Annotated in this window: 15 protein-coding genes and 1 CRISPR repeat array; of the genes, 1 reads left to right on the forward strand and 14 read right to left on the reverse strand. The window is 33.3% G+C overall.

Going from position 1 to position 22,316, the window contains the following annotated elements; all coding sequences use genetic code 11:
- The first annotated feature begins 63 nt into the window (after positions 1-63).
- Positions 64-6,563: direct repeats of the CRISPR family, unit length 30 nt; unit sequence GTTTCAATTCCTTATAGGTAGGCTAAAAAC.
- Positions 6,564-7,001: 438 nt separating this feature from the next.
- The 14 genes from cas1b to J2Z80_RS13825 all read right to left on the reverse strand — a co-directional run bounded on the left by cas1b (position 7,002) and on the right by J2Z80_RS13825 (position 21,817).
- Positions 7,002-7,994, reverse strand: a complete 993-nt coding sequence (gene cas1b / locus J2Z80_RS13760) for a type I-B CRISPR-associated endonuclease Cas1b (protein WP_209454900.1) — start codon at positions 7,992-7,994, stop codon at positions 7,002-7,004.
- A 16-nt stretch (positions 7,995-8,010) separates the two neighbouring features.
- Entirely contained in the window at positions 8,011-8,517 is a 507-nt protein-coding gene (cas4, locus tag J2Z80_RS13765) for a CRISPR-associated protein Cas4 (protein ID WP_209454901.1), read from the reverse strand.
- 60 nt (positions 8,518-8,577) lie between these two features.
- Positions 8,578-10,995: a CRISPR-associated helicase Cas3' gene (gene cas3, locus J2Z80_RS13770; RefSeq protein WP_180773228.1), complete on the reverse strand. Its 2,418-nt coding sequence runs from the start codon at positions 10,993-10,995 to the stop codon at positions 8,578-8,580.
- 2 nt (positions 10,996-10,997) lie between these two features.
- Entirely contained in the window at positions 10,998-11,774 is a 777-nt protein-coding gene (cas5b, locus tag J2Z80_RS13775; RefSeq protein WP_099253035.1) for a type I-B CRISPR-associated protein Cas5b, read from the reverse strand.
- Between the two features lie 19 nt (positions 11,775-11,793).
- Positions 11,794-12,732, reverse strand: coding sequence for a type I-B CRISPR-associated protein Cas7/Csh2 (cas7b, locus tag J2Z80_RS13780; protein WP_099253037.1), 939 nt, complete (start codon positions 12,730-12,732; stop codon positions 11,794-11,796).
- Positions 12,722-14,707, reverse strand: coding sequence for a TIGR02556 family CRISPR-associated protein (locus J2Z80_RS13785; RefSeq protein ID WP_209454902.1), 1,986 nt, complete (start codon positions 14,705-14,707; stop codon positions 12,722-12,724). The genes cas7b and J2Z80_RS13785 overlap by 11 nt, the downstream gene beginning before the upstream one ends.
- Positions 14,708-14,753: 46 nt before the next feature.
- Positions 14,754-15,494, reverse strand: coding sequence for a CRISPR-associated endoribonuclease Cas6 (cas6, locus tag J2Z80_RS13790; RefSeq protein WP_209454903.1), 741 nt, complete (start codon positions 15,492-15,494; stop codon positions 14,754-14,756).
- Between the two features lie 256 nt (positions 15,495-15,750).
- Complete coding sequence (sufU, locus tag J2Z80_RS13795) at positions 15,751-16,164, reverse strand: Fe-S cluster assembly sulfur transfer protein SufU (protein ID WP_209454904.1); 414 nt, start codon at positions 16,162-16,164, stop codon at positions 15,751-15,753.
- A complete protein-coding gene (locus tag J2Z80_RS13800; protein ID WP_209454905.1) occupies positions 16,161-17,387 on the reverse strand; it encodes a cysteine desulfurase in 1,227 nt (408 codons plus the stop codon). The genes sufU and J2Z80_RS13800 overlap by 4 nt, the downstream gene beginning before the upstream one ends.
- The gene (gene sufD / locus J2Z80_RS13805) at positions 17,387-18,553 is read right to left on the reverse strand and encodes a Fe-S cluster assembly protein SufD (protein WP_209454906.1); all 1,167 of its coding nucleotides are present in this window, start codon (positions 18,551-18,553) and stop codon (positions 17,387-17,389) included. The genes J2Z80_RS13800 and sufD overlap by 1 nt, the downstream gene beginning before the upstream one ends.
- Before the next feature lie 13 nt (positions 18,554-18,566).
- Entirely contained in the window at positions 18,567-19,970 is a 1,404-nt protein-coding gene (gene sufB, locus J2Z80_RS13810; RefSeq protein ID WP_209454907.1) for a Fe-S cluster assembly protein SufB, read from the reverse strand.
- A 13-nt stretch (positions 19,971-19,983) separates the two neighbouring features.
- Positions 19,984-20,736, reverse strand: a complete 753-nt coding sequence (gene sufC / locus J2Z80_RS13815) for a Fe-S cluster assembly ATPase SufC (protein WP_209454908.1) — start codon at positions 20,734-20,736, stop codon at positions 19,984-19,986.
- A 179-nt stretch (positions 20,737-20,915) separates the two neighbouring features.
- On the reverse strand, positions 20,916-21,200 hold the full coding sequence (locus tag J2Z80_RS13820; protein ID WP_209454909.1) for a co-chaperone GroES: 285 nt from the start codon (positions 21,198-21,200) through the stop codon (positions 20,916-20,918).
- A 38-nt stretch (positions 21,201-21,238) separates the two neighbouring features.
- On the reverse strand, positions 21,239-21,817 hold the full coding sequence (locus J2Z80_RS13825; protein ID WP_209454910.1) for a glutaredoxin domain-containing protein: 579 nt from the start codon (positions 21,815-21,817) through the stop codon (positions 21,239-21,241).
- Positions 21,818-22,032: 215 nt separating this feature from the next.
- Between J2Z80_RS13825 and J2Z80_RS13830 the strand changes: the two genes are divergently transcribed.
- Positions 22,033-22,221 carry an H-type small acid-soluble spore protein gene (locus J2Z80_RS13830; RefSeq protein WP_209454911.1) on the forward strand — a complete coding sequence of 63 codons (189 nt, stop codon included), beginning with the start codon at positions 22,033-22,035 and terminating at the stop codon, positions 22,219-22,221.
- Positions 22,222-22,316: the final 95 nt, after the last annotated feature.

Below are 22,316 nucleotides of genomic sequence, written 5' to 3' on the forward strand. Positions count from 1 at the left end.
TCAATTCCTTATAGGTAGGCTAAAAACTTCAGGTGGTTCAAAACAAACCGGAGCTATGACAAAGTTTCAATTCCTTATAGGTAGGCTAAAAACTTTTAGCTTGTTCCTGCTCGTCTACAAGGAATTCCATGTTTCAATTCCTTATAGGTAGGCTAAAAACGATGCAATGGCAGCAATGGGCAAAGGCAGTGATAGCAGTTTCAATTCCTTATAGGTAGGCTAAAAACCATCTGCCAAAAATTTTGCGTCATTAGGATTATTGAGTTTCAATTCCTTATAGGTAGGCTAAAAACCTGCAACGCTCAACCTGCAAAAGCAGGAAATAAAAAAGTTTCAATTCCTTATAGGTAGGCTAAAAACTATTCGTGTTTTGTATCTTTACAGTTGCACCCCAGCCAGTTTCAATTCCTTATAGGTAGGCTAAAAACCACTAGGATTTCAGGCAAATGAAGTGCTCCCAACATGTTTCAATTCCTTATAGGTAGGCTAAAAACAGCAAAAGAAGAATTTAATATTACTGCACCTAATGGATGTTTCAATTCCTTATAGGTAGGCTAAAAACTATGATGGTGTGTGAATATAGAAATGGTGAAGTATGGTTTCAATTCCTTATAGGTAGGCTAAAAACGAGGAGCTCTCAAACTACAAATACGACCCCAAAGAAGTTTCAATTCCTTATAGGTAGGCTAAAAACCAATAATATTGAGGCAAAAAAATATGGAACATTAGAGTTTCAATTCCTTATAGGTAGGCTAAAAACCCACCGCATTGGACGAGTGTCAAGGCGGTACCGCTAACAGGTTTCAATTCCTTATAGGTAGGCTAAAAACTCGGAAATGACAAATTGGCACAAGCATACAACGTTGCGTTTCAATTCCTTATAGGTAGGCTAAAAACCTGTAATGATACTTGTTTCATTTTTGCCAACAACATCAGTTTCAATTCCTTATAGGTAGGCTAAAAACCCAAAAATAGACGAAGAAAATATTCCATTCTAATTAGTTTCAATTCCTTATAGGTAGGCTAAAAACTTAGATGAAATAGCTGTTTATTTTTCAAATTTTGTTGGTTTCAATTCCTTATAGGTAGGCTAAAAACTGTCCTCGACATTGATAGAAATTCGCAAAAATGGGTGTTTCAATTCCTTATAGGTAGGCTAAAAACCCGCATGCAGATACTTTTTGTCATAGTGAAGGATTAGTTTCAATTCCTTATAGGTAGGCTAAAAACCTCTGCGCTAGCGTTTTTGCTGTATCCAAAATCCCGGTTTCAATTCCTTATAGGTAGGCTAAAAACTAAATATTGTCCATAACTCCATTGTGGAAATGCGTTCTGTTTCAATTCCTTATAGGTAGGCTAAAAACACACATCCGAACCATACTGGTTATTTCCACGCGGCAGTTTCAATTCCTTATAGGTAGGCTAAAAACAGAGATACCTTTTAGCGTTATCGGTATTCCCAATCTTTGTTTCAATTCCTTATAGGTAGGCTAAAAACAGCATGATCTTCGTGTTGATGCAACAGAGGGCGATTGTTTCAATTCCTTATAGGTAGGCTAAAAACGCCTACTACTTGATTCAATGTCACATCTTTATTAGCGTTTCAATTCCTTATAGGTAGGCTAAAAACGGTCATCAGGTGCCACCCAGCGCCTTTTGCTTCACAAGTTTCAATTCCTTATAGGTAGGCTAAAAACCCACTACTGGGAGGATTATAATCTGAAGGCTGAGTAGTTTCAATTCCTTATAGGTAGGCTAAAAACGAAAAATACTTTTACATTTATTTAATGACAAACAGGTTTCAATTCCTTATAGGTAGGCTAAAAACTTGTACGAATACGACACACAGACGCTTAGAGATGAGCGTTTCAATTCCTTATAGGTAGGCTAAAAACAGAGAGCTTGAGCTTGCAAGTTTGAAAGCAGAACAAAGTTTCAATTCCTTATAGGTAGGCTAAAAACCAATCTTGGAATTCTTCAGCCTCTTTTTTACGACTTTGTTTCAATTCCTTATAGGTAGGCTAAAAACATAAAAAACTGCTCCCCAAGCCACTCACGAGGAACAGTGTTTCAATTCCTTATAGGTAGGCTAAAAACTGGTTCTGATTTTATGGAACTATATGCGCAAAGCATGTGTTTCAATTCCTTATAGGTAGGCTAAAAACTCTTCTCTCAAAAAGTTAGCGTCCTTGACTGAGTCTAGTTTCAATTCCTTATAGGTAGGCTAAAAACGCAGCCGCAGCAGCATATATAGCCCTAGGTACTGCCAGTTTCAATTCCTTATAGGTAGGCTAAAAACCATTTAATTCTGGAACTGACGTCCCATCTAAATCAAAGTTTCAATTCCTTATAGGTAGGCTAAAAACTAATTTCACTTTCAATTTCATATTTTAGGCCTAAGTGGTTTCAATTCCTTATAGGTAGGCTAAAAACTGCAGTGCGAGGCTATTCAGTTATTCAAACATCTATGTTTCAATTCCTTATAGGTAGGCTAAAAACATATCAAGTTGAACACTTGTTTGACTATTTTGAAGGTTTCAATTCCTTATAGGTAGGCTAAAAACTAGGAATGATTACCATTCCTAATGCGGATACAAGCAGTTTCAATTCCTTATAGGTAGGCTAAAAACATATCCACAACAAATAAATTTTGTTGATACTAGACCGTTTCAATTCCTTATAGGTAGGCTAAAAACCGATTGTCATAGAGAAATTACCTAAATCTTGTCTTTGTTTCAATTCCTTATAGGTAGGCTAAAAACGGAACAAGATCATGGTCTAATCAAACACAATACTTATGTTTCAATTCCTTATAGGTAGGCTAAAAACTGTTCAAACATCTTAACATCTCCGCCTTCTTCCCATGTGTTTCAATTCCTTATAGGTAGGCTAAAAACCACAGTATAGCACATTTTGCAATCCGGCATTTTCTAGTTTCAATTCCTTATAGGTAGGCTAAAAACTAATTGTGAATCGCATTTCTCAAAGCATCAAGCATGGTTTCAATTCCTTATAGGTAGGCTAAAAACGCATATGTAAAAATTCATTTACGATCCCATTGTTTTAGTTTCAATTCCTTATAGGTAGGCTAAAAACCATGATTATTTACTACACTTTGTCCTGTTACAGAATGTTTCAATTCCTTATAGGTAGGCTAAAAACAAATTTAAAATGGTAGATCATCAAAATTTATTTCTGGTTTCAATTCCTTATAGGTAGGCTAAAAACATTATCAAGACAAACCATTTATGGTGAATATTATGCGTTTCAATTCCTTATAGGTAGGCTAAAAACTATATCCATAACTACAAAAAATGTAAATGCTTCTATGTTTCAATTCCTTATAGGTAGGCTAAAAACGTTATATATTTATATTATATACTTTTGTGATAAAAAAGTTTCAATTCCTTATAGGTAGGCTAAAAACTCATTCTCGGGAACAAGCGCACCGCATTGCCTACATAGTTTCAATTCCTTATAGGTAGGCTAAAAACTTCACTTGGTCATACGTCATTCCCATTTGTATTTGATGTTTCAATTCCTTATAGGTAGGCTAAAAACTTAATTATATCCATTAATACTTGATGGTCCACTCTAGTTTCAATTCCTTATAGGTAGGCTAAAAACGGCAATGTCGTGCTTCCCTCTGGCAGTCGTCCCCCCAGTTTCAATTCCTTATAGGTAGGCTAAAAACCTAATAATTTATTTTTCTCGTATCGTACTTTCCCTGTAGTTTCAATTCCTTATAGGTAGGCTAAAAACGCTAACACAGGCTCTAATGTGTTTTTGACAGGTAAAGGTTTCAATTCCTTATAGGTAGGCTAAAAACCTTCAAGTTCCATAGATATCCGTCCTTTCTGCATAAAAGTTTCAATTCCTTATAGGTAGGCTAAAAACACATTGAAGGATAATCTCAATATTACTTTCGGTACAAGTTTCAATTCCTTATAGGTAGGCTAAAAACCCAGATGTTAAGTTCCATATATCCAATACGCCTATTGTGTTTCAATTCCTTATAGGTAGGCTAAAAACAGAGCCCAAAGGTTCTTTTTTTCATGCAATTTACTGTTTCAATTCCTTATAGGTAGGCTAAAAACTATGAAAAAGGCATGGCAGCAGGAGGTGGTACAACAGGTTTCAATTCCTTATAGGTAGGCTAAAAACCTTCTAAAATAACATCAGTTGGCGGATATATACCGCGTTTCAATTCCTTATAGGTAGGCTAAAAACGTATTACTTAATGACGATCCAAGCAAGGTATACGAGAGTTTCAATTCCTTATAGGTAGGCTAAAAACGTCATCCTATCATTTGGTCTGACTTTCAACAGATAATGTTTCAATTCCTTATAGGTAGGCTAAAAACCTAATAGTAATAGTATTTTTTCAAATAGTGGGATTAGTTTCAATTCCTTATAGGTAGGCTAAAAACAACTGTATGTTAACGTGATGAACTTTACCGCTACTAGTTTCAATTCCTTATAGGTAGGCTAAAAACCTATGTGGGCTATCATTCCCTCTATGGTGTTCTGCACAGTTTCAATTCCTTATAGGTAGGCTAAAAACCAAAGATTATTACAAAGGAGAACCATTATATTATGAGGTTTCAATTCCTTATAGGTAGGCTAAAAACGTTCCGCTTGATGTATATCTAAGCTCTACATCTTTTGTGTTTCAATTCCTTATAGGTAGGCTAAAAACCTCTTCTTCAGTTGTGCCGAATATCCTTGAAGCCCAAGAGTTTCAATTCCTTATAGGTAGGCTAAAAACATGTATGGGGTACTGATAATCCAACACTAACACAATGTTTCAATTCCTTATAGGTAGGCTAAAAACTGTCACGTGACTTCACGTGACTTTCTTTATCATTATGGTTTCAATTCCTTATAGGTAGGCTAAAAACATCCTGATCCTTTTGTTATTGCATATGTCATGCCAGGTTTCAATTCCTTATAGGTAGGCTAAAAACATACTATCCCGTTCCAAATGCCAGCCAAAAAGTTTGGTTTCAATTCCTTATAGGTAGGCTAAAAACTTACGCTGTTCCTGCGTCATACCACCAAGTTTGCTGCGTTTCAATTCCTTATAGGTAGGCTAAAAACGGAACAGACGAAGCAAATATCCTTTTTTGATGATGAGTTTCAATTCCTTATAGGTAGGCTAAAAACAGCTTTATAAGGGCGGTGATTGAATGTTTGAGAGAAGTTTCAATTCCTTATAGGTAGGCTAAAAACCTTGGGAGTAGCGGCGAAATTGTATACAATGAGCGAAGTTTCAATTCCTTATAGGTAGGCTAAAAACGCCTCTGGTCTGAGGCATAGCCGATATGCCTGAAAAGTTTCAATTCCTTATAGGTAGGCTAAAAACCGGCTTTAGCGGAGGCGATTGGAATATATTGTATGGTTTCAATTCCTTATAGGTAGGCTAAAAACTCGAAACAACTTTAAATGCTGTGATAACAAAGCTGCAGTTTCAATTCCTTATAGGTAGGCTAAAAACCGCCCGGAATACCACCTTATTTGAAACCTATACCAAGTTTCAATTCCTTATAGGTAGGCTAAAAACGTAAAAATAGGTTAGAAATATTTCTTAAAAATGATAGTTTCAATTCCTTATAGGTAGGCTAAAAACCCAATCAGATTCTCATCATCCGTTGCCTCCAAATGATGTTTCAATTCCTTATAGGTAGGCTAAAAACGCTTTCTTAAGCTCAACCTCGTTCTGTTCAATGCGGTGTTTCAATTCCTTATAGGTAGGCTAAAAACCAAATAAATGCCCAGTAATGCCAATCAGTTGGGTTAGGTTTCAATTCCTTATAGGTAGGCTAAAAACGTTGGAGATGCGGAGGTCGTCAATGAGACCGTCCCAAGTTTCAATTCCTTATAGGTAGGCTAAAAACTTGGTATTGTGAGAGTTGGTCTGAAGTTGGTGCCAAAGTTTCAATTCCTTATAGGTAGGCTAAAAACGCGGATCTTGCACCTCTTTTGCAGGATTTTCAGGAAGTTTCAATTCCTTATAGGTAGGCTAAAAACGTAAATCCAATGACGTTGATGAAAGAACATATGAATGTTTCAATTCCTTATAGGTAGGCTAAAAACTGCTTTTCCGTGCAACGTAATCATGCCTTATGCGAGGTTTCAATTCCTTATAGGTAGGCTAAAAACAAAGCCCGGGAAGCGCAAGCAACATGCTTCTAATGTTGGTTTCAATTCCTTATAGGTAGGCTAAAAACCTGGTCTATATCTTCTGATGGGCTTCCGGACTCTGCGGGTTTCAATTCCTTATAGGTAGGCTAAAAACCGGAAATCGAGAATTAAAATAGGATTAGAATTTTCAAGTTTCAATTCCTTATAGGTAGGCTAAAAACGCAAAGGCGGAATCTACCTCAGCGACGCCGTAATAGTTTCAATTCCTTATAGGTAGGCTAAAAACCCAATCTACGGGCCTCGGATTTACGGATTTGATGAAGTTTCAATTCCTTATAGGTAGGCTAAAAACCTTGTCCAGCTTTTCTTGCTGTTCTGCTAGCTTGTTAGTTTCAATTCCTTATAGGTAGGCTAAAAACTCGTATTACTTGCATAAAATCACAATTTCAAGATTTTCTGTAATTGATAATTTTAATTTACTTTTTTCATTTACATTATTATGATATAACAAAAATCTATAAATATCAAGAAAATTCATCTCACAAAAATATGTCGTCGATCTTTGGTTGTTTTCACATTATCTAGGTTCGACGACATATTTTTATCCGTATAATAATATCTACTTTGTTATTTTTAATACAGTCTTTAATTTAATAAAATTTATACATGTATTACACATTCGAGCGCGAAATTTTGTGCCCAATTTAAATATTTTTCTGCATGTTTTTAATACTTTTGCTATTCTTATTTCACCAATATCGTATGCCAATATTATGAACATTGTTATTCCCTTAAATCATTTCCCAAGTTAATTTTAGCAACATTTAGTATAATGTCCATAATATCTTAAATAATATCTACCACCTCGCTATAAATGGCTTATATTCTTGTTCCTCAATCAAATGTTTTTCAAGTTTATATAGTTCCATACGTATTAGCATGCGATATGATACTTCTTTACCAACATCTCTGTGTTTTATAGTTGTTTTAAGTTTATCATCAAAACTTGCCACAAATGTTTTCTTGGCCTTTTCGCTCAATAATAATCCTTCATAAGTCTTAGAAAAATCATCTTCCGTTATCATTGATTTGTCTATTAAAGAAAATATCAGTCTATCTATTATTATAGGTTTAAATATTTCTGCAATGTCAAGATTTAAAGTAAATTTTCTAAAGTTCGTAGAATGTAAATAACCAATTCTCGGATCTAAATGTGTTTTATAAATTTCGCTAAGAACAACAGTATACATTAAAGAATTGCCAAAACTTATCAAAGTGTTCAAAGGATCCTGTGGAGGTCTTTTGTTTCTTTGCTCAATCTTAAAACTATCATTATTTATTATCTCATTAAATGATCTATAATAATAATCCCTAATATTACCTTCTATACCCATGAGTTCATTTATGTTTTTGCAATCCGAAATTTTCTCTTTCAATTTATCAATTAAATCATATTTATCACTGATATCTTTATTTCTATTTTGATAATACCTTAAAACCTGTTGTATATTTCTTGCAGCTCCCATTACAAAACTTAATGCAATTTTTAATCTTTTACTATTGTCTAAATAATGTTCTGCCTGTTTTAAAATCATATATCCAGAGTTATAATGTTCTCTGGGATAATACGTACCCGTATAATATCCATAATAATTAAAAAAATGAATCAAAATCTCTTTTTGAGAAATAAATTCTATAAACTTCTTATTAAAATTAACCTCGCTATATACAAATATATCATTTATATTTTCTACTGGTAAGTACTTCCTGCCATTTTCGGATTCGAAAAATACGGTGTTATCCTTTCTTCTAAATTCTCCATCATTAAACACATATATACTTTTCTTCATTTTAGTACCTTCCTTCTCAAGACCAACAAAATTCTAGATAAGCACAGTTTTTACAAAATGGTATCTTTATTTGTTTAGGTGGAACATCGCTATTCATAATTTCATATATAGCCTTTTCTGCATTTTCAATCTCTTTTATAGCAGTATCATCCAATATAACTTCTTCTCTCTTTTTTTCTTCTGGAAATAATAATTGTCCTTTTGCAGTAACACCCATCTGCCGCATCTTTGATAAATAAAATAATAATTGCATTCTCGCACTAACAGCATATTTGCTGCTTTTTTTGACTTCTCCAACTATCAATTGTTCCTCATTCTTTTTTAGCACATCAAGTTTTATATTACCAATAGAAATTTCTTTTCTATCTCTATCATAAGACTTTTCATGTATGAATCTACCTAAATCCAAAAATTCATTATCTTGATCAGCTACTATATTATGTGCCATAAGCCAAACTTCTCTTTTACATACATAGTAGTACCATATAAGTGTCCCATTTATTTGTTTTTCATCAATATTCATAAAAGCAATACCTCTTCTCTAAGAAGAATAATGAAAAATTTATTATTTTCATCCATTTTATTAAAAGAAAAGTATAGTATCGTCATCTATATTCCGATTAAACCCTGTTTCTAAAGAATAATAATCATTTAAGTTTTCATATGGCAATAGAAACAATGAAGAATTTTTGGTTGGACTAATCATATTTTTCGCAAGTTTTAATGGAACTGAAATTATATAACTTTTAAGATCACTTCTAATATTTAAATAATTTTCTTGGCGCTTTTTAAAATCTTTTTCATGTAAAACACCTTGTTCATATTTTTCCCATGTTGATATAGCATTTTTATCTACTTGAATAAACACATCAACATATTGTGCTTTCTCGTCTATCAAATGAAATTTCGATATACTATTAACATTCTCACCACCGTCAAAGCAAAAATTATCAATAGCTTCTATCAAGTCAGAAGAAGCACTTAAGTCTTTTTTTTGCTTTACTATTTCAAAATACTGGTTTATCATATCATAAAATGATTCCTCTTCAATCTCATCTCTCAATACATTTTTGGCACTGTCTATGCTTACGGCACCATATACCATAGAAGAATAACTTCTTTTATCGGATAAATTATATACATAAACACTTCCAATTCCCTTTAAATTTCCCCTATTACACCTTCCAGAAGCTTGTACGATTGAATCGATAGGTGCAAGATCTCTTATTACAATATCTACATCTAAATCAACACCAGCTTCAACAACTTGCGTTGATACAACAATTATTTTTTTACCTTCTTTTATTTCATCCCGAATTTTATTTATGCGATTTAACCGTTCTTTTGGCACAATATTTGTAGACAAATAGTAAAAGTTAGTATTTTTAATGTTCAATCTACTTTTAAGCTGATTGTAAAAATTTAATGAAGATTTTATTGTATTTAATATTACTAAATATGATTTTCCTTCATTATAATTATTTATAAATATATCCACCAATTCATCTAAATTCTTAGACTTTAAATCTGTTATAAGTTTAACCCTATTTAAAGCCTTGAAATATTTTTCGTTATTATCAAGTAATTCTATTGCATCCTCTTCATCAAATATCAATGGTTTTGTGGCTGTCAATAAAATTATATAGCAATGTAATTCTTTTGTAATAATATGTAATATAGTATTTATTGCAGGCCAATATTTTACATCAATGTTTTGTACCTCATCTAAAAGTATAATCGAATTGGCAATATTGTGAAACTTTTTTAAAAACCTATTTTTATATCCAAAAAGCGTGTGCAATAATTGTACAAATGTAGTTACAATTACTTCAGAATTCCAACTTTCGACAAGCATTAATGATTCATCAACAGGTCTATCTTCATTTTCATACCTATATTTTACGTCTGAAAGATGGTGATGTTTGATTAAATACGCGCTTTTATCTCTACTAAAATCATCTATTTGAGATAAAACTTCGTCTATTACATCATAATTTTGATCAATTATACTTGTAAACGGTAAGGAATATATTATTCTAGGTGTTATCCCTCTTTCATTTTCGATTCTGTGTCTTAACTTAACTGCAGCTGAAAATGATGCTAATGTCTTACCAGTACCCGTCGGCGCAGTCAAAGTAAAAATATGTTTATCTAAATTCACTTTTTGGATTTTATCAACTGTTTTATTATAAATCTCATTTCTCAAGCCAAATATACCTTCTTTTGAATTTATATTGAACCTAGATTTTCTAAAATCATCAACAATGTTTTGAGGAATCTTCTTCCTTTCCGTGTATCTAACACCAGCAGCGTTTCTTTTATCACTGTCAATCAAAGCAGAATAATAAAATAAAAGTAATGAAAATACATATGATTTTAATTCTTTATCTTCCATTGATAGTTTATATCTTTCTCTATCGATTTCATGTAGTACTTCAAGCCACTTTGAACAAAAATTTGTAATATTTATACCCTCATGTAACATATCATACTCTCTTTGAATATCCTCTTTATTTTTTATTATATCTTTTATCTGTTCCTTCATTATAATCAGTTTGTCGCGCATTCTCTCATCAACATATATAAAATCCTCATCTTCAAGGCTTTGACTATCTATAATATCATCTTTAAAAGAATTTAAATCACCGTGATGATGCAAAACATCAAAATATGCTATAAGGGGTAGATACATATATCTACCCTCATTTAAATCAATTAATCTCATTATTTGATAAGCTGTAAATACCGCTGAGATAAATCCATGCCTCTGTAAATTCAACTGATTTTCTCCAGTTAAAAGATATTTCTGAAAAAAGGTTGTATATTTGCCGAAATCATGACCTATTCCTATTAAATACCCTATTTTGCTGAGTAGCGCATCATTATAGACATATGCAGTATCATCTTTTATTGCTTCTGCTACATCATTTAAATGATCTCTTAAAAGTCTTTTAAATGTTGTTTCATTATCTTCGTTCTGAATATGTGAATAAAAATCCATATTCATGCCTCCATAAACGTGATATTTTCTATGTTGCCTTTATACTCTAATTCTATATATGGCGATTTTAATTTGATGTTTTGAAAACCCTGATTCTTTTCATATAAGAAATACGCTGATATCATAGATTCTCGTTCTTTTGTAAAGTCCAAGGGCATTATTTCTTTTACATATTGTAAATTTGTATTTTCTGTCTTAAAGCTTAAACCAAATTCTTCAACATTGTCTAAATTACAAACGCTTGAAATCTTTACATAATCTTTGCTTGTTTTTTCTCTTATTTCCCCCTTATTAAATACATGATAATTAGACACATTTGCTATAAATTCTGTTAATCCTAAATAAATAGGATATACAAAATCTTTTTCAACAAGTCTTTTTTCAATATCATCCATTACTTCTTTATTTTGATGCCAAAAGTATATTCTATAGCATAGATTATTGATTTTTAAATCATTCGGAACTATTATTTCTAATGGAATTTGCGTATGTCCATTTATACCATTGACGTCATTTTTAGATATAACACTTATATAATTTACAGTTTTATAGATACTCCTAATTGAGTTTATAATGCTTATACCAATATGGCAATTTTTTGATGAAAGCAAATCATAGTAACTATCTCTCTCATATCCAAGCATACCTGCAATAATGCCCATTATCGCTGTCCTTGGAGGAAAAGCATATGAAAGAGATGAGGAATTTGTATAGTATTTTCTGAAATGTGCCATAGGCCCTTTTATGTCAAAGAGTATCAGTCTATCTATATTATACATTTTTATTCCCCTTTGGATGTTAATATTTGATTTCTTGAATCATATCATCCGAAAGATTTATTAATTTGTCAAATCGCCCTTCATTGCCATTTGATTTTGTTACAAGTTTTTCATCTTGCCAAAAATAAACTTTATTTATTCTATTTGCATTTTCTCTTAATACAGTTGATAGTCGTGTAATATCAAGTTTAAAATCATCAATCTCTCTTAATTCATCAACTTTATCTGGTTCGACACAATCTCTAAGATCACCTATCATAAACCCGTTATCTTTATACTCAACTCTTACAAACAATCTTGGATATTGTCCAATTTTGCTCCTTGTGGCTTGAAGAGGTATAGCTTTTATTATTGCTTCCTCTAACAATTTAATGTCTCCATCAGACATCATCGTATGCTTCGCCCTTGATGCACTTATAATACCGTGAAATGCAATTAAAGAATAGTATACTCTGTAATCTTTGCCCATTGCACCCTGACTATTTTCTCTCTCCGAACTAAAATGTGATGTAATACCGTTTGAATCAACAAGTCTAACTTTATTTAATGAATAACCCCAATTAAATTGTACAGGTCCTGTAAAAACTAACGATGATCCTTTAGCAGTATCAGATTTAATAGGCATCGTAGCTCCAAAAAGCCTTACATCAATGAGCTGTGATAGAAGCCAGCTCACATCATCTTCTTTAAATTTATTTAGATCTATTTTTTTATTACTTTTTTCTATTAATAATTTAAGTCTATCTGTAGCATTTACTGTTTTTCCATCTGGTTTTGTAACAAAGATTTCGTAACCATTTTCTTCTAAATAATCCCTTATGTATCTTTTTAGTCGCAAATCACTTACAAGATTTCTCTCTCTTTCATAATCCATTCTTGGTCTGTTTTCATCATCAGGATCACCATTTGGATTGCATAATTTTGCATCATAGATAAATAAGATTTCACTATTGTTCATTTAAAATTACCTCCTCATTATTCTCTTTTTTCCCAGATTTTAAAATTTTGTATGTGTTATATGAATATCCTGAAAGGATATAAAACACATTCTCTCTGTCTGTCAATTCCCAATAATTTAAGTTTTTATCAAGCAAATTCTTCATTTGAGCAAACAATCCCTCATTAAATGACAAGACCTTGTATTGTTTTAATTTTTCAAAAACTTCCGTTGTAAGCCTCATAATTTTGTTAATATTCATTCCTTGATATGTCAGCTTATCAAGTATTGGTTTGTTTTTATGACCTTCATTATATTGCGCATTCGCAACGTTTGAAATTAAACATCCAAATAAAAACATTGCTGCCTGTTGTTCATTATAACCCATTTCGTTTATATATTCTTTATGCTCCTGAGATATATCTAATGTATTTACATCCATGGCTTCCCCTCCTTTTAAATTTCCTAGTGTGCATAAATAATGCATCAATAAATTAGCCTGCAATAATGATTGTATAATCCCTCTGTCTCTATCTTCAGGCCTTTCACCAGGATTATTAATATTATATAAATTGTATTTCCCAAAGATATATATACCTATCAATTCAACAAATTTATCAATTAAAAACTGTCTTGATATTGGCCTTCTTGAAAAAATGCTGTCATAAATCTCTAAAAGCTTTGAATACTCAAGTAGATCTACGCCACTTTTCCTTTGCGGTATTAAGTAATATATTTTATTAAGGTCAATACTCCACAACTTTGAATCATCTAACAATCTTTTGCCTAATTCTTTTGTTTTGTTAGTCGCATATATCATTTCTTTTACTCTTGTTGGCGGAATATCTTTTATCAATTTTAATACTTTAAATTCTTGCTGATTTTTTCTATAAAAGAGCAAATTTAAAATGTAATTGTTACTTTTACTTTCAAAATTTATATACCTTCCTATTTCTCTTTCAAAGTCTTTAATATCGCTAAAAGATGCAGCAGTATTTAAATTGTATTTTATATATTTAGACCATCCGTCTAAATAATCTTTATCAATATTTAAACCAAAAATAAATCCCGGTATGATATACAGTGGAAGTCCACCTATTGTAGAATTTAAATTATTTTGAATATATACCTCGCTTACCAATATATCTTTATAGCAGTCAAGGCAAAGTTTATAATTTTTATCAAAATTGCCAGTAATAAAAGATGAAAAATTTATCTTATTAGTATTGTAATATTTGTACTTAAATCTTTTCATCTCAGATGTAGCCTTTCCCCTATTTCCACAACATGAGCAAATACCTTCACTACTGTTTTCAAAGATATCATCTATTTTATCTTTAAAAATTAAATCAACATAATCTTTATTATCACAAACGAATTCTCCATCGATTTTCAATGTATACAGAGATATTTCATCTTTTTTATTCAGATCAAATTTATGTTTTATATAATTTTCAATTATTTTTGCCACCTGTGATACTAATTTCTTTTCTAAATCCTTTTTATTCTTTGTGTTATTCAATGTATCAGCCTCTAATTTTTGTGCATCAAATGATTCATCAATCCCCATTTTTGTTAAATCCCAAACATATCTATATCTTTTACCAATATTATTTGAAAAGCTGACTATATCATTATCTAAAATTTTCTTCAGTTTTTCCTTCAATTCACCTTCGCTAATTACTTCATATAATGATGGCAAACATTGTGAACATAAATACTCAATGCTATTCGTTGTAACTCTCCATTGTGAGCCTTGTGGTGCTGATGCATTACCAACCCACAAATATCTAATTGCAGATTCTTTTTTAAGTTCTTCAATTTCAAAAATAACTTTATATGTTTCAGTATTGATATCGGCAATAACTATATACTGAGAATTTTTGGACCTTTTGATTTCCACTGTAAGCTCTTTTAAAAGCTCGCTGTCACCATTTTTTAAGACTACGCTACCTATTTCTCTTATAGCTTCTAACATTACATCACTTCCTTTCATATAAGTTATATAGGTTTAATATATAAAGCACTATATGCACCTCCTTCTACAATATTTCAAAGCAGCCAAACCCTTGCGAGTTTTTAGCTCCAAGGCCTGAGTAGTATGCAACCTTCAAAAGATCAGGGTTGCATTCAACATCATAAATTCCCATCCAGCCCTTTATGACTGTGTTTTTGTACTTCATAACTTTTTGATACTTCATATTTTCTCTGCCTATGGGATAAAGTTTAAAATATGGATCTCTTACACCCTCCCCATATATGACTTCATACTTCTTAATAAGGTTATTAAGCAAAAGATCAGAAAAGTTGTCATTCCAAGGGGAATAGTAATAAGTATATTTAATCCCTTTATCCTCAATAGTAGAATACATTACTAAAGGCGACAAAAACTTTATCCTAGCTCTATCTCTAAATACAGGAGGATTTTCTATATTTATAGAGCTTAGCTGAAATGTTTGATTGTTAAAAGTGCAGAAATCCTTCTTAAACATATTTTGAGAAATATCAAATATGAATTCGTCAATTGGAGATGATATTGTAAGCCTGAAAGGCGGCTTTAATACAATCTTTTCTTCTTTTTTTAGAAGCCTAAATTCTCCTTCTAACCTAGAATACGTAAATAATTTAAACTTCCTTTTGCCATGCTTAAATCCTTCATCGTGCATAAATGCACTAAAATCTCCATCTGTCATGTTGTTGTATATTAATCCCTGCACTATGTGGTTGTACTGTATTGGAAGATGCAAGTCTTTATCACCTATAAACTCTAACATTACCCTCATTTTCATGCCTCCATAACACTATATTAACACATAACATTTCCATAATATGTCCACTAAAAAAATATTTTTAAGTAATATATTCTACAAAATCCTACATTTTCCTTCTAAACTTTTACAAATAATTTTAAAAATTTTCGAGAGAATTTTAGTATTTATAAATAAATGAAGGATATAAATAGTAAAATGATGAAATCATTTATTCTAAAAAATTAATCAATAAAAAAACGCCTTAACAAATGTTAAAGCGTAATACATTTTATATAATTTTCTCTAGGGTCTTCCACGCCAATAGTGCACATTTTACTCTTGCTGGGAAATCAGATACACCCTGCAGTACTTGTGCATCCCCTAGCTCATCAAGGTCCACATCTTTTTTGTGAATCATATCGATAAACTTCTCAACCAATTTTAAGGCTTCTTTTTTATTTTTCCCTTTAATTAGATCGCACATCATAGATGTAGAAGCTTGGCTTATGGCGCAGCCATGTCCTACAAATGAAGCATCTTCTATCACATCGCCATTCATCTTAAGCTCCAGCGTTATGTCATCACCACAGAGGGGATTGTGGCCTCTCTCTTTTATCGTAGGGTTTTCCAGCTCTCTTCTATTTGGTGAGTTTTCATAGTGTTCCATTATTATCTCTGAGTAAAGCTGATTTAAATCGCTCATCTAAACCACTTCCTAACATCTTTTAATCCATCCACAAATGCATCGACTTCGCTTTTGTCGTTGTAAATGTAAAAACTTGCCCTCACTGTAGCTGGAACACCTAAATACCTCATGAGAGGCTGACAACAGTGATGACCGCTTCTTACTGCTATGCCATCCTGGTCAAGTATCGTGGCAACGTCATGTGGATGGACATTTAAAACGTTAAAAGATATTATGCCCGTCCTATTTTCAGCATTTTTCGGTCCGTACAGTTTCACATAGTCTATCTCAACTAATTTGCTTAATGCATATTCTGTAAGCTCTTGCTCATGCTTTAAAATATTGTCAAGCCCTATACCCTCAATATACTCAATCGCCTTTATAAGGCCATATGCGCCTTCTACGTTTGGGGTCCCTGCCTCAAATTTAAGAGGTGATGGTGCAAATGTAGAATGGTCCTCAAAAACCTCATCTATCATTTCTCCTCCACTTAAAAATGGAGGAACGTCATCCAGCAGATCTTCTTTTATATACAGCACACCTATTCCCATAGGTCCTAACATTTTATGACCGGAAAATGCGTAAAAATCGCATCCAAGCTTCTCTACATCTATCTTCATATTAGGTATGCTTTGTGCACCATCTATTAAGACTTTTGCACCGTTTCTATGAGACAAATCTATGATTTCATCCACAGGATTTATTATGCCTAATACATTCGATGCATGCTGTACTGCAACTAATTTCACATGCCCTTCTGAGATAGTCCTTTTAAACTCGTCTAAATCAAGCCTAGAATCTTCATCAAGGTGGACATACTTAAGCTTTGCACCTTTTTTCTCCGCAACCATCTGCCATGGAAGGATGTTGCTGTGATGCTCAGCTATTGTTAATACTATCACATCTCCCTCGCCAATATGTTTAAGCCCCCATGTGTAGGCAATGAAGTTTATGGACTCTGTAGCATTGCGAGTAAAAACTATTGATTCAGATGTTTTCGCATTTATAAACCTTTTTACGGCTTCTCTGGCTTCTTCATAGCTTTCTGTCGACAAAGTGCTTAAATAGTGAGGGCTTCTGTACACATTGGCATTGTACTTTTTATAGTAGTCAGCAACAGCCTCTACAACCTGCGTTGGCTTTTGTGTCGTTGCCGCATTATCAAAATAGATGAGCTTTTTCCCATGTGGAGATGTCTTTAAAATAGGAAAATCGTCTTTTATCTTTAAAATATCAAGCATCAGCCCGAAATCCTCCTTCCAATGTAGTCTCTAATAGATTCCCTCATAGTATCACTTGGCAGTGTGTCAATAACAGGATTAAAACTTGCCTCAACCATTAAAAGTTTTGCTTCGTCAATGCTTAAACCTCTTGACATCATGTAGTAAAGCTTATTTTCGTCAATTTGTCCTGCGCTGGCAGAATGGTTTGCTTGGACATCGTCCTCAGAACACCAAAGAGCAGGTATGGCATCAGATCTAACTGTCTTATCAAGCAAAAGAACTACTTCGCTTTCATTTCCCTTTGCCTTTTTAGCGCCTCGCTTCATATCTAAGTTTCCTCTAAATACAGCCTTCGACGTATCCTTCAAGGCGCCTTTTACATCAACATTGCTTTCTGTTCTGGGCGCTATGTGATTTACCTTGTATGACATGTCATGACTTTGATTCTTTGTGCCTAAAAATATTGAGTTTAAGTAAGCGCTGCTACCAGTCCCTTCAAGTTCTGCCGTTATATCGTATGCGTCTACTCTTGAACCAAGATCAACCTGCGTCCATCTAACTGATGCATCATTTCCTGTTATTATTATATTATTGTCAAAATTCGAAGAATCATCACTGAGCCTTTGGATTTTTACGATGTTTACATTAGAACCGTCTTTGGCTATGACGACGGTTAATCCATTGTGAAACCCTCTTTTTTCAGAGCTGTAGTCAAACATTACTGTCATGTTTGATGCCCTCTCCGCTATTATGAGATTTAAGTCTATTATCGTATCATCGTCACCATTTACAGCGTAATTAACCGCGATAGGCAATTTTATATTTGAATTAGGCAATGCCCTTATACTGAAGCCAGTATTGTAAAATGCCAATACCATATTTTTAAATTTATCATCTACGCCGAAATTCCGTTTTAAGGCTGTGTTTAATGAGTTTAAGTCATCATCCATCAAAGCTTTTGTTATAAAATTTGTAACAAGGCCATCTTGCTCTTCATTCTTTATTATTGCACTTTTGTATTCTTTGTAGTAAGGAATATGGACATCATTAAGCTTTACTCTCTTCCACATAGGCATAGGCACTTTTGAAAAAACTTCGTATCCCTTTACTCTAAGTTCTTTCTCTTCGCTTCCACTGCTTTTTATAAGCTCTTGTATTGTATTGTAATCTAACGATTTAATCATAGAAACATCTCCTTTATCCGATTGTGCCTTCAAGCTCAAGCTTTATAAGGCGATTAAGCTCAACTGCGTATTCAAGTGGAAGTGACTTCGCCACAGGCTCTACAAATCCTCTAACTATCATTGACCTTGCTTCATCTTCACTTAAACCTCTCGTCATAAGGTAAAATATCTGTTCATCGCTGATTCTTCCTACTTTTGCCTCATGTCCTATATCAACATTGTCATTTAATACTTCTATAATAGGCATAGTATCTGATCTCGATATCTCATCAATCATAAGTCCTTCGCATTGTACAGATGCCTTTGCACCTTCAGCATTTGGACCTATTTTTAAAAGCCCTCTGTAGTTTGTAATTCCTCCATCTTTTGATATACTCTTTGACAACACCTTTGATGATGTGTACGGTGCTAAATGTATCATCTTTGAGCCCGTATCTAAATGCTGACCTTTTGCTGCAAATGTCACACCCGTGTATTCAGACTTAGCACCTTTTCCTCTTAGGACAGAACAAGGATAAAGCATCGTCTTGTGGCTACCAAATGAGCCTGATATCCACTCTATTACGCCATCTTTATCAACCAGTGCTCTCTTTGTATTTAAGTTGTACGTGTTCTTGCTCCAGTTCTCAATCGTTGAATATATAAGCCTTGCGCCTTCTTTTACAAAAAGCTCAACACATCCTGCATGTAAATTGGATACTGCATACTGTGGCGCTGAACACCCTTCTATGAATCTTACTTCGCTTCCTCTATCAGCTATTATAAGGGTGTGCTCAAATTGACCTGTTCCAGGTGCATTCATCCTAAAGTACGCTTGCAGCGGCACCTCTACTTTTACATTCTCAGGGACGTACACGAATGTTCCACCGCTCCATATGGCACCGTGAAGGGCTGCAAACTTGTGGTCATTTGGTGTAACATTCTTGGTCATGAAATGCTCTTTTATTATGTCAGGATACTTCTTTAAAGCCGTATCCATATCTTCAAATATTACGCCTTGTTTAGCAAGATTATCTTTTATGCTGTGGTACACGACTTCCGAATCGTACTGTGCTCCAACGCCGGACAGCGCTTTTTTCTCTGCCTCAGGAATGCCAAGCTTCTCAAACGTATTTCGTATGTCTTCAGGCACTTCATCCCATGAGTTTTTCATCTTCGTATCAGGGCTTAAATATGCCACAATTGAATTTATGTCAAGCTCGCTTAAATCAACACCCCATGTAGGCATAGGTTTACTTTCATATATTTCAAGAGATTTTAAGCGAAAATCCCTCATCCATTTTGGCTCGTTTTTCCTTTCAGATATTTCTTCAACAATTTTTTTAGAAAGACCTTTCTCTGTCTTGTACGAGTATCTAACTTCGTTTTTGATATTGTACCTGGAAAAATCTATATCATTTACAATGGTTTTTTTCATTTAATTCACCCCTCTAAGACATGACTTCGTCTAAGATGCTTTCATATCCTGTCTTCTCAAGCTCCTTTGCAAGATTTTTATCTCCTTCTTTTACGATTCTACCATTTGCAAGGACAGAGATAACATCCGGCTCCAGATAATCAAGTATTCTATTGTAGTGGGTTATTATAAGTATTGACATATCGTCTGTCTTCAACTTCCTGACTGTCTCAGCCACAACCCTTAAGGCATCTATGTCAAGGCCAGAATCTATCTCATCTAGCATAACAAGCTTAGGATTCAGCATGGCCATCTGTAAAATCTCGCTTTTCTTCTTTTCACCGCCAGAAAAACCCACATTTAAGTATCTTGTCCTGTATTCCGGTTTCATATCCAGCATATCCATTTTTTCCTTCATGCTTTTTGCAAATTGAAGCATAGGCATGTTTTTATTTGTAACTGCACTTAATGAAGTCCTTATGAAATTATCTACCGTAATCCCCGGTATCTCTTCCGGTGACTGAAAAGACAAGAATATTCCCTTCTTTGCCCTCTCATTTACTTTAAGTTTGACAATATCCTCGCCTTCAAACAGTATCTCGCCGTTTGTTACTTTGTAATGAGGATTTCCCATTATTACATTGCACAGCGTGCTTTTGCCACTGCCGTTAGGTCCCATTATAGCATGTATTTCTCCTCTTTTAATAGTTAAATTTAGCCCCTTCAATATCTCTTTGCCGTCCACTTCTGCTTTAACATTTTTTATTTCTAACAACGTATCCTTCATATTTACACTCCCTTTTTAATTCCTACTATTTTAATGGGATTACTTCCATGTTTTAATTATACCCTAATATGAAAAAAAATCAATAAATATATTTTCAAAGTTTGTCTTTTATATACTTCCATGTTATGTAAAATAATGTAATTCATAATGGCAATAAAAAAACCGAGAATAAGTCTCGGCTATATCTCATCAACATCAACATATTTAGCTATTATATCATCTACTGGCACTATCAAATACTCAACATCTCCGTGCTTTATTGTTGTGCCAGAAAATTCTTTATATATGACTCTATCTCCTATGCTTATCTCGTCAGTGGAACCGGCGGCAAGTCCTTCCACAATACCTTCATGAAGCTTTTCTTGGGCATTCCTTGGTATTATTATGCCACCTACTTTTTTATCACCTTCTGTGTCTTCTAATCTTATCAGCGCATTGCCATTTACTGGTTGTATCTTTTCCATAATACATCATCCTTTCTATAATAATGTTAATAAATTTATTATCCTTGTATACCTAATAGCGCATTTAATCTTGACTTATCAAAACCTACCACAATAGTTCCATCAATGTCTGTCTGCGGTACGCCTCTCTGTCCACTTCTCCTTACAAGCTCTTCAGCAGCACCAGGATTTTTCGTCACATCGACTTCTCTAAATGGTATATTATTCTGCCTTAAATACGACTTTGTAGCACTGCACCATGGACATGATGGAGATGTATATACTACAACTCTGTGGTACTTCTTAGAGCCATCACTTGATTTTACAGGTGATGTAGTAAGCAATCTGTCGTAATAATCTTCCGTCTGAACACCGTAGACTACCTGCTGCACTTTCCCACTGCTAAAAGTTATCAGTGCTGGAACAGCAGTAATGCCAAACTCTGTATGAATATCTCTAACATCTGATGCATTTACTGCATAGACTTTTACATCTTTGTTTTTATCACTGAATTTCTTCAAATTATCTAATGCTTCCAAACTTTTTTGGGACTTATTTGAATAGAACATCAACATGAAGAAATCTTCCGTTTTTCTTATGTCTTCAAATTCACTCCTATCCTTTATAAAACTCAGCATATACAACACCCTCTTATTAAATTTATCAATTTATACTAATATGAGATGACCCGATGTATACCCCCCATCGGTAGGAGATAAATCTATTATTATTATATTAACATAATATTAAAAAGTCAACATTTTGCCTGTATAAAAACAATCTATAAATCTATCAAATTAAAGTATAAGTTTAAACATGCAAATATATACTATTCACGAAAGGAGTTGGTTTGATGAACTTTGAAAGAGCTGAGGAAATATATAATTCTCCATCGAATTATGAAGTTATTTATGATGGCTATCCTGTATGGATAAATTCTCTAAATCCAAATAAAAAATCTGCCAATATCAATTTTTTAAATGATAACGCAGTAATGGATGTGCCTGTTGGTTTTTTAATAGAAGGAAAAAAATTAAGCTAAAATCGAGTAGGAGCTGAATAATTATTTTATTCAGCGTCCTCTCACACCACCGTACGTACCGTTCGGTATACGGCGGTTCATTAAGATTTAATGTA

This window comes from Thermoanaerobacterium butyriciformans (assembly GCF_017874545.1).
In the GTDB taxonomy this organism is placed as follows: domain Bacteria; phylum Bacillota; class Thermoanaerobacteria; order Thermoanaerobacterales; family Thermoanaerobacteraceae; genus Thermoanaerobacterium; species Thermoanaerobacterium butyriciformans.

Coding starts and splice junctions, on each gene's coding strand:
- cas6 (WP_209454903.1), bottom strand. CDS start 15,494: ATGAGGGTAATGTTAGAGTTTATAGGTGATAAAGACTTGCATCTTCCA.
- sufD (WP_209454906.1), bottom strand. CDS start 18,553: ATGATTAAATCGTTAGATTACAATACAATACAAGAGCTTATAAAAAGC.
- J2Z80_RS13785 (WP_209454902.1), bottom strand. CDS start 14,707: ATGAAAGGAAGTGATGTAATGTTAGAAGCTATAAGAGAAATAGGTAGC.
- sufC (WP_209454908.1), bottom strand. CDS start 20,736: ATGAAGGATACGTTGTTAGAAATAAAAAATGTTAAAGCAGAAGTGGAC.
- sufU (WP_209454904.1), bottom strand. CDS start 16,164: ATGAGCGATTTAAATCAGCTTTACTCAGAGATAATAATGGAACACTAT.
- cas5b (WP_099253035.1), bottom strand. CDS start 11,774: ATGTATAATATAGATAGACTGATACTCTTTGACATAAAAGGGCCTATG.
- cas1b (WP_209454900.1), bottom strand. CDS start 7,994: ATGAAGAAAAGTATATATGTGTTTAATGATGGAGAATTTAGAAGAAAG.
- sufB (WP_209454907.1), bottom strand. CDS start 19,970: ATGAAAAAAACCATTGTAAATGATATAGATTTTTCCAGGTACAATATC.
- cas7b (WP_099253037.1), bottom strand. CDS start 12,732: ATGAACAATAGTGAAATCTTATTTATCTATGATGCAAAATTATGCAAT.
- J2Z80_RS13820 (WP_209454909.1), bottom strand. CDS start 21,200: ATGGAAAAGATACAACCAGTAAATGGCAATGCGCTGATAAGATTAGAA.
- cas4 (WP_209454901.1), bottom strand. CDS start 8,517: ATGAATATTGATGAAAAACAAATAAATGGGACACTTATATGGTACTAC.
- J2Z80_RS13825 (WP_209454910.1), bottom strand. CDS start 21,817: ATGCTGAGTTTTATAAAGGATAGGAGTGAATTTGAAGACATAAGAAAA.
- J2Z80_RS13800 (WP_209454905.1), bottom strand. CDS start 17,387: ATGCTTGATATTTTAAAGATAAAAGACGATTTTCCTATTTTAAAGACA.
- cas3 (WP_180773228.1), bottom strand. CDS start 10,995: ATGGATTTTTATTCACATATTCAGAACGAAGATAATGAAACAACATTT.
- J2Z80_RS13830 (WP_209454911.1), top strand. CDS start 22,033: ATGAACTTTGAAAGAGCTGAGGAAATATATAATTCTCCATCGAATTAT.